Origin of the sequence: Agromyces sp. NPDC058136 (genome assembly GCF_042884375.1) — a bacterium.
In the GTDB taxonomy this organism is placed as follows: domain Bacteria; phylum Actinomycetota; class Actinomycetes; order Actinomycetales; family Microbacteriaceae; genus Agromyces.
The window spans coordinates 593,425-605,917 of the sequence record NZ_JBHVUA010000002.1; the positions used below are offsets into that span (position 1 = coordinate 593,425).

Consider the following 12,493-nt stretch of genomic DNA (forward strand, 5'->3'; position numbering starts at 1 on the left):
GGACCGACCTCAATCAGACCGCGAGGCCTGCTCGGCGAGCCCGATTGACAGCATCAAGCCGCGACGAAGCATTCAGCACCCGGTACGCTTCGAACAGATGCCGTTTCACGGTGCCCTCGCGAATCCCGAGTTGAGTGCCAATCTGGTAGTTCGTCAATCCAGAGGCCACCATGCGAAGAACCTGTGTCTGTCGCGACGAGAGCCCCGAGCGATCTCGGCCCATCTCGTTTCCGTCGAGCAATTCGTTCGCGACGCAAATGAAGTCGCGCATTCCGATCGTCGTTGGCAGTAAGGCTCCAGTACCCGGGCGCGGAGGAAGGAACTCGTTCGGTACCGATCTGCTTCCAACGAGGCCAAGCAGTTTGAGGGGGGAAGCGCGCTGTGACAGGAGATTCCAGTTGTGGTGGTCGTGAGCATCCGCCGCATCAAGAACCCAAACCAAGAGATCGAGTGGCGTCGGACCTATGCGCGACGCAAGATCTGTCACACCAAAGGCAAGCGTGACTGACTGTACGTGGGCGCGCTCTACGAGCACCGTTTCGAGGGTTTCCGCGACGAGTTTCCACTTCGAGACGATTCCAACTCGGCGGAAAGGTTCGGCCAGGTGTGCCTCCATAAGTAGTAAACCTTCATGCTGGACTTCCTGACGCAGCCTAACAGATAAAGTCGGTCGCCCGGTATGTTTCTCGTGTCCTTCACGTGACGTGCGTTGCGTCGTGCGGATTGACCTTGGCCACCGTCCTGACCGCTCGTACATCAGCGGCTTTTGATAGCGGCGCAGCACCAGCTGACCGAGGAAGTGGGAAATCTCCCGAGCATGGGCCTCGAACGAGGAGCGCGAGGGTCTTGTCAGCCTGGCTCGACCCCTACAACCTGGACGGGGCCCGCCTCGGCATCGAAGGCGAGCCCCAATCGACCGAATCACTCACGATCGTGGTCAGTACAGCTGGAACCGAGATGCTCATCGATTCGAGACCGCGCCAGCGCTACGGTCAGGACCCCTCAATCCTTGAGCAGTCCCGAATGAGAGTCTCGTCGATTCGAATGATTGCCGAGGGAGGTGCTTCTTCGGAAGTACCACGTTCCGAAGAAGCACCTCTTGTCGGCCTCAGTCAGTGAAGAAAGCCAGACGAACCGCATGATTGAACCCAGCCCAGCTGTTCGAGCCCATGTCACCGTCGATCAGGCCACCGTACGCGCCGACACTCTTCGCCCAGCGCTGCATGGCCTTGAAGGTGTTGGTTCCGGGTACGCCATCGATGGGGCCACCGTAGTCGTAGTGAGCCGCGAGGTAGGCCTGCAGGCCTTTCCAGCTGTTGGTCCCCATGATGCCGTCTACCGGGCCGGTGTAGGTGAAGGCCTGCGAAGTCATCCGGGCAGGGCCTCCTTGGATCCGACACTGTGCTGTGCGGGTGAGGCTGGTGTCGTACGGGGCGCCGTCGTAGACGTGTGCCTGACAGTACGGGTCCCAGGTTGTCGCCGCTTGAGCGGGCGCAACGACGCCGCCGATCGCGAGTACAAGCCCGAATCCTGCCGCTGCCAGTCCGCTGACAATTTTCCTGTTCACGAGGTCTCCAACGCTCCGAGTCGAAAGGCTTCTTCTTAGAAGCTGCTGAGATTCCACCATTCGGTGAACAGAGCACGCCATGTGTCAAAGGTCGCACTATGGCGATTTGGGGTGCAACTGATATCTGCCGATGTGAGTTGAACGCCGGCGACCTGCAGGCTTGCCGTCCGTGCACCCAAAGACACATGTCAACAGCGTGGTTTTCGAAGTACTTTCGCTCTAGAAGAACCACCAGAGTCCACTCGGCGACGGACAGGCGCGCTCCGCGGCCGACTTGCGATTGATCAGTGATCGGATCGCAGTTCTGCTCGTCCGCGGGCCGAGGGATGGCGGGAGTCGTGTGGGGCGCGGCTCGGTGGACGGAGGAGTCTGTGTTCCTCTGTCCTGGCTTGCGCGACGTAGGGATGCACGTGGTGCCCCGACAGAAGGCCCGTGTAGTCGCTTAGTACGCAGATGGAACGAGGGTGACGAGCGTCGCCTCGGGCGGGCACGCGAATCGCACCGGAGCGAAGATCGAGGTGCCGAGCCCGGCGGAGACGTTGAGGAATGCCGAGCGGAGCCCGTGCCGCCAGACGCTCAGCCCCTTCACCTGCCGGCGGGGGATGTCGCAGTTCGTGACGAGTGCCCCGAACCCCGGCACGCAGACCTGGCCGCCGTGCGTGTGCCCGGCGAAGATGAGCTGCGCTCCGTGGTTCACGAAGGAGTTGAGCACCCGCTGGTACGGTGCGTGCGCGACGCCGATCGTCACCGTCGGGCGTGTGACGACCTCAGGGGTCTCATCGAGCCAGCTCTCGTCGCCCAGCGGGTCGTCGGCGCGGAGTTCGTCGATCGCCGCGGTGATGAGGTCGAGCCGATCGTACCCCTTGTGCGGGTCGTCGACGCCGAAGAGCTCGAAGTGCGTCCCCTTGAGGTCGAGGACGGCGGCGGTGTTGTCGAGGTCCTGCCAGCCGAGTTCTGCGAAGTAGGCGTGCAGGGCCGCGATGTCGAGCGATATCGCATCGGGGCGGTGGCGCGACGGCCCGGCGAAGTAGCGCAAGGGGTTCTTCACCACCGGCCCGAAGTAGTCGTTCGAGCCGTTGACGAAGACGCCGGGCGTGCCGGCGAACGGCTCGAAGGCGCGCTTGATCCCCTCGAGACCGCGCTCATGCCCGAGATTGTCGCCCGTGTCGACGATGAGGTCTGGCTCGAGCCGGGCGAGTTCTCGCACCCACTCCTGTTTGTCGTGCTGCCAGGGAGCCATGTGCAGGTCGGAGAGGTGCAGGACGCGGATCGGCGTCGCCCCGGTTGGGAGCACCGGCACCTCGACCCGGCGGAGGGTCCAGCGGGTCCGCTCGACGAGCGATCCCCATGCGAATGCGGCGGCGCCCGCCGCGCCGATCGCCAGGGCGATCGACGCGGCGGGCGAGAGACGGGTCTTCGACACGAATCAGCCGCTAGTCGTTGTCGGGTTGGCTGTTGCCGCCGAGCCCGAGCTTGCCCACGGTGATCGTGACCTGGTCGCCGGGCTTCGCGGCCCCGCCGCCGGCGGGGGTCTGCGAGAGCACCACCCCGACCTTGCTCGGATCGCTCGTGTCCTGGTTCTGGCGTTGCACCTTGAAGCCGGCTTGCTTCAGTGCGTCCTCGGCTTGGCGCTCGGTCATGCCGACGACGTTCGGGACACCGGTCATCGTTCCGTTGCTCGTGAAGACCCGGATGGTCGAACCGCGTCCGGCCTGGCCGGTGGGGTCGGTTCCGGAGACCTGGCCGGCGGGCAGGTTCGAGTCCTGCTGGCCGCCGTCCTCGACGACGAAGCCGGCGGCCTCGAGCGCCTTCTTCGCGGCGTCGAACGTGAGTCCGGCGACCTGTGGGATGTCGACGAGGACGTTCTTGAAGGCCGACTGGTCGGGCTCCGTGAAGTCGTCGCCGCCGTACTTGTTATCGGCGAGCTCCATGATCGCAGGCCAGATGCGGTGTCGGGCGGTCGCGGCGGCGCCACTGTCGAAGCGCACATCACGGAGGTTCTGCCGGTTGTTGCCGCCAGTGATGTTGCCCACCCAGACGGCGGTCGACGTGGTCTTGCTTGCACCGACCATCCAGGTGTCGAAGGCGTTGTCGGTCGTGCCGGTCTTGCCGATGTGCTCGACCCCGGTACCGGTGTTCGACGCATATGCGGTTCCATCGCCCTTGAAGGTCTGCTGCATCGCATACTGCATCGCGTAGGCGACCTGCGGGGTGACCGCTGCCGTGCACGTCGACTTCGGCGCCTCCACCGGGGTTCCGTCGGCGAGCGTGATCGAATCGATCGCGATCGGCGAGCACGCGACGCCGTCGTTCGCGATGCCCGCGAACGACACCGCCATGCTCAGCGGCGACACCTCTTCGGTACCGAGCACCGCGGACGGCTGGAACGTCTCATCGGGGTCGAGCGCCTGAGTGCCGTCGGGGTTGAGCACCGGGGTGCCGTCGTCGTTCCAGGCGTAGCGGGTGCCGAGCTCGAGACCGTCGGCGCGCTTGATGCCGAAGGCCTGCGCGGTCTCCTTCACGCCGCACAGCCGGAGCTGCTGCGCCATCGCCATGAACGAGGAGTTCACCGAGTACTTCGTCGCGTCGACCGCGTTGTTCGCCGTGCGTGCGTCGTCGTTCTTCGGGTTGAAGTTGCCCGACCAGGTGCTGCCGTCGCAGAGCCCGGGGAAGGTGGTGAAGGCACGTCGTGAGCCGTTGAACGACTCGAGCAGCGAATGCCCCTCGTTCAGCCATTCGCCGAGGGTGAACACCTTGAATGTCGAACCCGGCTGGAACCCGCTCGACCCGCCGTAGGCGAAATCAGTACTCAGATTGATCGCGCTGTATGAGCGATCCGCGGCGAGCACCTCGTCGGCCTGCGAGTAGTTCTTGTTCTGCGCCATGGCGAGGATCCGACCGGTGCCCGGCTGGACGGTGACCGCCGACGTGCCGACATCGAAGCGATCGTCGGTGTAGGGCACGTTCTCGGCCACAGCGGTTTCGGCACGGTTCTGCAGTTCGAGATCGATCGTCGTGTAGACCTGCAGACCGCCCTCTTCGAGCATCTTGCGTCCTTCGTTGACGTCGCCGGTGGTCGGGTCGTCGTAGTGGCGCAGAATGACGTTCTTGACGTAGTCGCAGAAGTACGCGCTGCCTTGCGCGGTCTGGCAGCCGGTGCTCGGCTCCGTGATGATCGGGGCGACCGGGGTCGCCACCGCAGCATCGTGCTCCTCCTGGGTGATCTTGCCGAGCTTCAGCATCTCGCCGAGGATGTAGTCGCGGCGGTCCTTGTTCGCCGCGTAGGGCGTCGGTTCGCCGGCCTCGTTCACCGAGGCGACGCCGTTCTCGGGGTCGTCGGGCTGATCGAGGCGGAACTTCTCGGGGTGGTTCACGATCGCGATGAGGCTCGCCGCCTCAGGGAGGGAGACCGTCGCCGCGGTCTTGCCGAAGTAGAACTGCGCGGCCGACTCGATACCGTAGACGCGCCCGCCGAACGCGGCGATGTTGAGGTAGCCGCTGAGGATGTCGTTCTTCTCGTACTTCTTCTCGAGCGCGATCGCGTACTTCATCTCCTTGAGCTTGCGCGAGATGCCCGCGTTGCCCGAGGACTCGGTCGCCGCCTCGTACGCGGCCTGCTTCTCCTCCTCGGTCTTCGCAGCCTGTACACCGTTGTTGATGAGCACGTTCTTCACGTACTGCTGCGTGATCGAGGAGCCGCCCTGCGTGTCGCCACCGATGATGAGCTCGTTCATCACGGCACGCGTCGTGCCTTGGATGTCGATGCCCGCGTGGTCGTAGAACCGCGGGTCCTCACCTGAGACCGCGGCGTCCTTCACGTACTGGCTGATCGCCTCGAACGACACGACCTCGCGGTTCTCGCTGAAGAACGAGGCGAGGGGCACGTGCGAGCCGTCGGGCTGCGTGGCGTAGATGTCGGTCTTCGCCGAGAGCTGCGTGATCTCGAGGTAGTCGGGGATGTTCTCGAACATCGCGATGCTGTTGTTCGCAGCCATACCGGTGACGGCGAGTGCAGGGGTCACCGCGGCAGTGACGAGCACGCCGGCGAGAGCGCTCATGCCGACGAAACCGAGGATCCCGGAGCCGACGTCGCTCATCGTACGTTTTTGGGCAGACATATAGTGGAGATTAGCGGAGAAGGCTGGCAAATCCCGATACGTGCGCTGGGCGTCGCATCCGGGTACGACACGCCGAGAACCGTGATCCTGCACGCATCGTGCACGAGACATCCATCGAGGGAGCCCACATGCCGGCCTGGGAGTACATCACCACTCCGCTGCTCATCCACAACACCGCCGCGATCCTCAACAACTGGGGTTCGGAGGGCTGGGAGCTCGTGCAGATCGTGCAGGGCCCCGAGGGCGGTCTCGTCGCGTACCTGAAGCGCCCGAAGGGCGGCGAGAGCTCGGCGGCGGCGTCGGCAGGTGCCGCAGCCGCCGCGCAGGCGGCGAAGCAGTTCGAGGGCGACGCCTGATGGCCGGCTTCGAAGCGCGCCTCGCCGAGCTCGGCATCGAGCTGCCGGGCGTCGCCGCACCGGTCGCGGCCTACGTGCCCGCCGTCGCCACGGGCTCGTACGTGTACACCTCGGGCCAGCTGCCCTTCGTCGCCGGCGCACTGCCCGCGACGGGCAAGGTCGGCGACGGCCACGGTCTCGTTCCCGCCGACGACGCGAAGGCGTACGCGCGCACCTGCGTGCTCAACGCACTCGCCGCGGTGCGCGCCGAGATCGGTTCGCTCGACCGCGTCACCCGCATCGTGAAGCTGGTCGGCTTCGTCGCGAGCGACCCGGCGTTCACGGGTCAGCCCGGCGTCATCAACGGCGCGTCCGAGGTGCTCGGCGAGGTCTTCGGCGACGCGGGTCGCCACGCGCGTTCGGCGGTCGGCGTCGCCGTGCTGCCGCTCGACTCGCCCGTCGAGCTCGAGCTCGTCGTCGAGTTCGCGTAGTCTCACCGCACAACGAAACAGGATGCCTCGGCGGGAATCATTCCCGCCGAGGCATCCGTCGTTCTGCGCCCTGACTGCGGCGGCTACTTCACCTGCTCGCTGATGATCTGCATGATCGAGGTGTCGGCCAGCGTCGTGGTGTCGCCGATCTGGCGGCCCTCCGCGAGGTCGCGCAGCAGTCGCCGCATGATCTTGCCCGAACGGGTCTTCGGCAGCTCGTTGACGATGAACACCTGACGCGGGCGGGCGATCGCGCCGATCTGGGTCGCGACGTGCTTGCGCAGTTCCTCCGACGCGGCGGCGACGTCGTCGCCGTGCGCGGCCTGGCTCGCCTTGAGGATGACGAACGCGACGACCGCCTGACCCGTCGTCTCGTCGGAGGCGCCGACCACGGCGGCCTCGGCCGTCCAGGGGTGGGCGACGAGCGACGACTCGATCTCGGCCGTCGAGAGGCGGTGACCCGAGACGTTCATGACGTCGTCGACCCGGCCGAGCAGCCAGATGTCGCCGTCCTCGTCGTGACGGGCGCCGTCGCCGGCGAAGTACTTGTCGCCGAACTTCTCCCAGTAGGTCTCCTTGAAGCGCTCGGGATCGCCCCAGATGCCGCGGAGCATCGACGGCCACGGCTCGGAGACGACGAGGAGGCCGCCCTCCTCGCCCTGCACGGGCTCGCCGTCGTCGGTGAGGATGTCGATCGAGACGCCGGGCACGGCGACCTGCGCCGACCCCGGCTTGAGGTCGGTGACGCCCGGCAGCGCCGAGATCATGATCGCCCCGGTCTCCGTCTGCCACCACGTGTCGACCACGGGGATCGAGCCGCCGCCGATGACGTGGCGGTACCAGATCCAGGCCTCGGGGTTGATCGGTTCGCCGACCGAGCCGAGCAGGCGCAGCGAACGCAGGTTGAACTGCTGCGGGATCTGCCGGCCGAGCTTCATGAAGGAGCGGATCGCAGTGGGCGCGGTGTAGAGGATCGAGACCTTGTACTTCTCGACGATCTCCCACCAGCGACCCGGGTGCGGGGTGTCGGGGGTGCCCTCGTAGACGACCTGCGTCGCACCGTTCGCGAGCGGGCCGTAGACGACGTACGAGTGGCCGGTGATCCAGCCGATGTCGGCCGTGCACCAGTAGACGTCGGTCTCGGGGTGCAGGTCGAACACGTTCTTGTGCGTGAACGCCGCCTGCGTGAGGTAGCCGCCGCTCGAGTGCACGACGCCCTTCGGCTTGCCGGTCGTGCCGCTCGTGTAGAGGATGAACAGCGGGTGCTCGGCGTTGAACGCCGCGGCCTCGTGCTCGGCGGACGCCTCGGCGACGCTCTCGTGCCACCAGACGTCGCGGCCGGCCTCGACCTCGACCTCGTTGCCGGTGCGCTTGACGACGAGGACCTTCTCGACCGAACCGGCGGTCTTCGCGATGGCCTCGTCGACCGTCGGCTTCAGCGGGAAGACGCGGCCCTTGCGGTAACCGCCGTCGGCGGTGATGACGAGCTTCGCCTCGGCATCGTCGATGCGCGAGGCGAGGCTGTCGGAGGAGAAGCCGCCGAACACCACCGAGTGGATCGCGCCGATGCGCGCGACGGCGAGCATCGAGACGATCGCCTCGGGGATCATCGGCAGGTAGATCGCGACGCGGTCGCCCTCGCCGACGCCGAGGCCTTCGAGCACGTTCGCGGCGCGCTTCACCTCGTCGGTGAGTTCGGCGTAGGTGATGTCGCGGCTGTCGCCGGGTTCGCCCTCGAAGTGGATGGCGACGCGGTCGCCGAGGCCGGCCTCCACGTGGCGGTCGAGGCAGTTGACGGCGACGTTGAGCTCGCCGTCGTCGAACCACTTCGCGAAGGGCGGGTTCGACCAGTCGAGTGTGCGGGTGAACGGTTTCTGCCAGGTGAGGAGCTCGCGGGCCTGCTCGGCCCAGAAGCCGAGACGGTCGGCGCGGGCCTGTTCGTAGAGCTCTTCACCGGCGACGGCTTGGGCGGCGAACTCGGGGCTCGGACGGAAGCGCCTGATCTCCTCGAGTGCGTGATCGATCTGAACGGTCATGGTTCTCCGGTCGCTCCTTCGCGATCTGTTTCATCGGTTGGGTCGCCTGCCCCAAGCAGCACACTACCCCGGGCTCGCCGCTCGTTCCGACGCGCTTCGAAACACATCGTCCGTTTGCTCTTCCGTGCACGCAATGTAGGGATTACTGTGCCTTTGCGCAGAGAAATCTGTATGTCCGCACAAATGAGGACAAAAATGCTTGCGCATCCTTTCTGAGGCCCTACACTGAATACCGCCCGAACACTGCGTTTCGAGGCCTGCAGCGCTCGCGATTCCCCCCAATCCTTGCGCTGCCGAGGCGGCACCTGTTCCCCCCAATGGGTGCCGCCCCCTTTCGTTAACAGCATCCGCGGGTGCCATGAGTCCTCCTCCACAACGGCGTGGAGGAGGACTTCTTCGTTCTCTCCTCCAACCGGATGCCACGGGGCGGGCGCCGCTCCCTACGCTCGCCGCATGTCCATCCCCACCGCGGCGACCTCCTTCGGGTCGACCGCCGCCCCGCCGACGCCCTTCGTGGCGTCGCCCTCCTGGTCGGCGGCAGCGCCGGCAGTGCCCGCCGGTGCGTCGTCGCGGTCGCCTCGGCCGTCGGCGGCCGAGACCGAGCAGCGATTCGCGGAAGTCCTCTCGGGCTTCGACTCCGCGGCCGAGCCGGGGCCGTCCACATCGCACCCGGCGGCCCAGGCCCGGCCCGACCTCGCAATGCCCGACCTCGCCGTGCTCGACCTGCTCGCGCCCTTCGCCGCCGACGGGCCCGTCACCGATCTCTTCGTCAACGGCGCAGCCGGCCTCTGGGTGGATCGGGGCGAGGGAGCCCGCCGTGAGCCGGGCTGGGAGTGCGATGAGGCCGTGGTGCGCGCGCTCGCGGTGAAGCTCATCGCCCGCGGCGGTCGACACGTCGACGAGGCGACCCCGACGGTCGACGTCCGGCTGGGGCTCGGAATCCGGGTGCACGTCGTGCTGCCGCCGGTCTCGACCGCGGGAACGCTCATCTCGGTGCGCATCCCGAGGGCCGCCGGCCGCTCGCTCGCCGAACTGGCCGGCACCGGCATGCTCGACGACGCCCAGCGGGCGACGCTCGAGCAGGCGGTCGCCGAGCGCCGCAACCTCCTCGTGACGGGGGCCGGCGGCACCGGCAAGACGACGATGCTCGCCGCGATGCTGAGCGGCGCGCCCGCGCACGAACGGATCGTCGTGATCGAGGACGTCGCCGAGCTTCGTCTCTCGCACCCGCACGTCGTGTCGCTCGAGGCGCGGCAGGCGAACCTCGAGGGCAGCGGGCGCATCGGGCTCGACGCCCTGCTGCGCGAGGCGCTGCGCATGCGTCCCGACCGGCTCGTGGTCGGCGAGTGCCGCGGCGCCGAGCTCCGCGAGCTCCTCGCCGCGCTCAACACCGGCCACGACGGGGGTGCGGGCACCCTGCACGCGAACTCGCTCGCCGACGTCCCCGCGCGGCTCGAGGCACTCGGTGCGACCGCCGGCCTCACGCCCGACGCGGTGGCGAGGCAGACCGCGAGCGCCTTCGACCTCGTGCTGCACCTCGAACGCGTCGGCGGCCGCCGACGGCTCGCGAGCATCGGCCGTTTCGTACTCGGCGACGACCGCCTCGGGGTCGAACCGCTGTGAACCTCGTGTCGAAGCTGAGACGTCGACGCCCGACCGACCCGGGCGCTGCCGTCGACGCGATCGCGGCGATCAGCGAACGCCTCGCGGTGCTGCTCGCCGCGGGGGTTCCGGCCTCGAGCGCGTGGCAGCACGTGTCGGCGGGTCGGGAGGCCGCTCCGGCCGATGCACTGGTGCTCACCGCGGCGGCGGGCGCCGCGGCGCAGGGGGAGTCGGTCGCCGATGCCATCGCCGCGGCGCGAGGCGCCCACCCCGGGGCATCCGTCGCCTGGCCGGTGCTCGCCGCCGCATGGTCGGTGGCAGCCGAGTCGGGTGCGCCGCTCGCCGCGAGCCTGCGCAACCTCGCGGTGGTGCTGCGCGACGAGGCCCAGCTGCGTCGAGACGTCGGCACCGCGCTCGCGGGCCCCGCCGCGAGCGCCCGGCTCGTGACGGCCCTGCCCGTCATCGCGCTGGTGTTCGGCGCCACCCTCGGGTTCGACACCGTCGGCGTGCTGCTCGGCAATCCGATCGGTGTCGGGTGCCTCGTCGGCGGGGCGCTCCTGCTCTGGGCCGGAGCCCGGTGGAACCGCCGTCTCGCCCGCGCGGCCTCGGTGTCGCAGGCCGACGCCGGGCTCGAACTCGAACTGCTCGCGATCGCCATGTCGAGCGGTGCGTCGATCGAGCGGGCCAGGGCGCTCGTCCGCGAGACCGTCCGCGCGCACGTGCCGCACTCGGGCGACGGCCGGGCCGTCGACGAGGTCGTCGGGCTCGCCGCGCGCGCCGGGGCGCCCGTCGCCGAACTCCTGCGAGCGGAGTCGTTCAGGGTGCGCAGGGCGGCCCGCTCGGCCGGGGCCGCGCGTGCGGCCGCGCTCGGCGTGCGGCTCATGCTGCCCCTCGGTCTGTGCGTGCTCCCGGCCTTCGTGCTGCTCGGCGTCGCACCGCTCATGATCTCCGTCGTCACCGGCACCCTCGGCGGTGCCTCGTGACGCCCCAGACCTCGTGCCGCCGATCCGCCGGCCACCCGGCACCACCGAAAGGAACCCCATGCAGAGCACTGAACCCCGCCCCGACGCGGAGCGACCCGCGCAGCACGCACCGCACCGCTCGCCCGCCCGTCGTGCAGCCCGTCTTCTCCTCCGCAGGCTCGCCGGAGAACGCGGCGCCGCCACCGCCGAGTACGCCGTCGCGACGATGGCCGCGGTCGGCTTCGCCGGCCTCCTCGTCGTCATCCTCCGAGGCGACGAGGTGCGCGGCATCCTCACCGATCTCGTGCGGAATGCGCTCACGGTGGGCTGACCGCGAGCGGGGCAGCGTGACGGCGGAGTTCGCCGTCGCGCTGCCTGCGATCGCACTCGTGCTCGCCGGTTGCCTCGCCGCCGTGCTGCTCTCGGCGCAGCAGGTCCGGCTCACGGATGCCGCGGCCGACGCCGCACGCGCGCTCGGGCGCGGCGAGTCCAGTGCGGCGGCGCAGGCCATCGCCGTGCGGGTGGCGGGTGCGGTGTCGCTCGAGACCGCGGCCGACGGCGAGTTCGTCTGCGCCCGGCTCAGCGCCTCGGGCGACGGGTTGCTCGCGGCCGTCCGGTTGAGCGCCGAGTCGTGCGCGGTCGGGGGCGGCCGATGAGCGGCCGCGGTCGAGGCATCCGACGCATGGAGCCGTCGGGCCGCGACGGCCGCGACGGCCGTGACGACCGCGACGACCGGGGCGCCGCCTCGGTCGTCGCACTGGGCCTCGTCGGCGCGGTCGTCGGGCTCACCGCACTCATGGTGCCCGCGCTCGGCGCGTTCGTGGGTTCGCAGCGGGCGGCGAACGCCGCCGACGCCGCCGCGCTCGCCGCCGCCGACGTCTCGAGCGGCGCGGTGCCGGGGGTGCCGTGCGCGCTGGCCGCCGCGATCACCGCGCGCAACGGCGCCGAACTCGCGTCGTGCGAACTCGACGGACCGGTGGCCGAGGTGCTGGTGCGCGTCGGGGTGCTCGGCTTCACGGTCGACGCCCGGGCCCGCGCCGGACCGCCCGGATGGACCGGGTGAAGGGCATGAGCTCGCAGAGCAGTGCCGCCGCGGTGGGGCGCGGCCGCGGCTCAGTCGAAGACGGTCTCGATGAAGCGGTAGTCGACCGCCGATGGGCGGGAGTCACCCGGCGTCTCGAATTCGAGGCCGGCCGCGCGGGAGTAGACGTAGTGCTTGCCCGCGTCGGTGTTGAGTTCGAGGCGCGGCCTGGGGTCGCCGGAATCGAGGAAGGCCGTCGCGACGGTCTTGCCCTCGAGCGGCCCGTCGATCAGTTTGGCCGTGTACGAGCCGTGAGATGACGTGTCCATGCCGCCATTCTCCTCCCGGCCCAAAGAAGCGC

Annotated in this window: 13 protein-coding genes; 7 read left to right on the plus strand and 6 right to left on the minus strand. The window is 68.7% G+C overall.

What is annotated here, in order from left to right:
* Positions 1–13 precede the first annotated feature (13 nt).
* From ACFVTX_RS09070 to ACFVTX_RS09085, 4 genes are all read right to left on the minus strand, one after another.
* A complete protein-coding gene (locus tag ACFVTX_RS09070) occupies positions 14–616 on the minus strand; it encodes a response regulator transcription factor (RefSeq protein ID WP_386899267.1) in 603 nt (200 codons plus the stop codon).
* 492 nt (positions 617–1,108) lie between these two features.
* A complete protein-coding gene (locus tag ACFVTX_RS09075; protein WP_386899268.1) occupies positions 1,109–1,372 on the minus strand; it encodes a hypothetical protein in 264 nt (87 codons plus the stop codon).
* Between the two features lie 637 nt (positions 1,373–2,009).
* On the minus strand, positions 2,010–2,990 hold the full coding sequence (locus ACFVTX_RS09080) for a metallophosphoesterase (protein WP_386899269.1): 981 nt from the start codon (positions 2,988–2,990) through the stop codon (positions 2,010–2,012).
* A 10-nt stretch (positions 2,991–3,000) separates the two neighbouring features.
* Positions 3,001–5,664: a transglycosylase domain-containing protein gene (locus ACFVTX_RS09085; protein ID WP_386899270.1), complete on the minus strand. Its 2,664-nt coding sequence runs from the start codon at positions 5,662–5,664 to the stop codon at positions 3,001–3,003.
* A 149-nt stretch (positions 5,665–5,813) separates the two neighbouring features.
* On the opposite strand from ACFVTX_RS09085, the gene ACFVTX_RS09090 reads away from it, so the two are divergent.
* Both ACFVTX_RS09090 and ACFVTX_RS09095 read left to right on the plus strand, forming a co-directional pair.
* A complete protein-coding gene (locus ACFVTX_RS09090; RefSeq protein WP_386899271.1) occupies positions 5,814–6,041 on the plus strand; it encodes a hypothetical protein in 228 nt (75 codons plus the stop codon).
* Entirely contained in the window at positions 6,041–6,511 is a 471-nt protein-coding gene (locus ACFVTX_RS09095) for a RidA family protein (RefSeq protein ID WP_386899272.1), read from the plus strand. The genes ACFVTX_RS09090 and ACFVTX_RS09095 overlap by 1 nt, the downstream gene beginning before the upstream one ends.
* 83 nt (positions 6,512–6,594) lie before the next feature.
* Here the strand turns inward: ACFVTX_RS09095 and acs are convergent, their stop codons facing one another.
* Positions 6,595–8,547: an acetate--CoA ligase gene (gene acs, locus ACFVTX_RS09100; RefSeq protein WP_386899273.1), complete on the minus strand. Its 1,953-nt coding sequence runs from the start codon at positions 8,545–8,547 to the stop codon at positions 6,595–6,597.
* A 453-nt stretch (positions 8,548–9,000) separates the two neighbouring features.
* Here acs and ACFVTX_RS09105 point away from each other — a divergent pair, with 453 nt between their 5' ends.
* Genes ACFVTX_RS09105 through ACFVTX_RS09125 form a run of 5 tightly spaced genes read left to right on the plus strand, consistent with a single transcriptional unit; the run spans position 9,001 to position 12,174 of the window.
* Positions 9,001–10,170 (plus strand): TadA family conjugal transfer-associated ATPase, encoded by a 1,170-nt coding sequence (locus ACFVTX_RS09105; RefSeq protein WP_386899274.1) that lies wholly within the window; start codon positions 9,001–9,003, stop codon positions 10,168–10,170.
* Between the two features lie 5 nt (positions 10,171–10,175).
* On the plus strand, positions 10,176–11,132 hold the full coding sequence (locus ACFVTX_RS09110; RefSeq protein ID WP_386899275.1) for a type II secretion system F family protein: 957 nt from the start codon (positions 10,176–10,178) through the stop codon (positions 11,130–11,132).
* Positions 11,133–11,190: 58 nt separating this feature from the next.
* Entirely contained in the window at positions 11,191–11,442 is a 252-nt protein-coding gene (locus ACFVTX_RS09115; RefSeq protein WP_386899276.1) for a DUF4244 domain-containing protein, read from the plus strand.
* A gap of 16 nt (positions 11,443–11,458) precedes the next feature.
* Positions 11,459–11,767: a TadE family type IV pilus minor pilin gene (locus ACFVTX_RS09120; protein WP_386899277.1), complete on the plus strand. Its 309-nt coding sequence runs from the start codon at positions 11,459–11,461 to the stop codon at positions 11,765–11,767.
* 26 nt (positions 11,768–11,793) lie between these two features.
* The gene (locus ACFVTX_RS09125) at positions 11,794–12,174 is read left to right on the plus strand and encodes an Rv3654c family TadE-like protein (RefSeq protein ID WP_386899278.1); all 381 of its coding nucleotides are present in this window, start codon (positions 11,794–11,796) and stop codon (positions 12,172–12,174) included.
* Positions 12,175–12,224: 50 nt separating this feature from the next.
* Here the strand turns inward: ACFVTX_RS09125 and ACFVTX_RS09130 are convergent, their stop codons facing one another.
* On the minus strand, positions 12,225–12,461 hold the full coding sequence (locus tag ACFVTX_RS09130) for a hypothetical protein (RefSeq protein WP_386899279.1): 237 nt from the start codon (positions 12,459–12,461) through the stop codon (positions 12,225–12,227).
* Positions 12,462–12,493: the final 32 nt, after the last annotated feature.

What these genes read in the sequence shown, in the direction of transcription:
- ACFVTX_RS09105 (WP_386899274.1), top strand. Translation starts at nt 9,001, where the DNA reads ATGTCCATCCCCACCGCGGCGACCTCCTTCGGGTCGACCGCCGCCCCG.
- ACFVTX_RS09125 (WP_386899278.1), top strand. Translation starts at nt 11,794, where the DNA reads ATGGAGCCGTCGGGCCGCGACGGCCGCGACGGCCGTGACGACCGCGAC.
- ACFVTX_RS09095 (WP_386899272.1), top strand. Translation starts at nt 6,041, where the DNA reads ATGGCCGGCTTCGAAGCGCGCCTCGCCGAGCTCGGCATCGAGCTGCCG.
- ACFVTX_RS09075 (WP_386899268.1), bottom strand. Translation starts at nt 1,372, where the DNA reads ATGACTTCGCAGGCCTTCACCTACACCGGCCCGGTAGACGGCATCATG.
- ACFVTX_RS09090 (WP_386899271.1), top strand. Translation starts at nt 5,814, where the DNA reads ATGCCGGCCTGGGAGTACATCACCACTCCGCTGCTCATCCACAACACC.
- ACFVTX_RS09130 (WP_386899279.1), bottom strand. Translation starts at nt 12,461, where the DNA reads ATGGACACGTCATCTCACGGCTCGTACACGGCCAAACTGATCGACGGG.
- ACFVTX_RS09070 (WP_386899267.1), bottom strand. Translation starts at nt 616, where the DNA reads ATGGAGGCACACCTGGCCGAACCTTTCCGCCGAGTTGGAATCGTCTCG.
- ACFVTX_RS09085 (WP_386899270.1), bottom strand. Translation starts at nt 5,664, where the DNA reads ATGAGCGACGTCGGCTCCGGGATCCTCGGTTTCGTCGGCATGAGCGCT.
- acs (WP_386899273.1), bottom strand. Translation starts at nt 8,547, where the DNA reads ATGACCGTTCAGATCGATCACGCACTCGAGGAGATCAGGCGCTTCCGT.
- ACFVTX_RS09115 (WP_386899276.1), top strand. Translation starts at nt 11,191, where the DNA reads ATGCAGAGCACTGAACCCCGCCCCGACGCGGAGCGACCCGCGCAGCAC.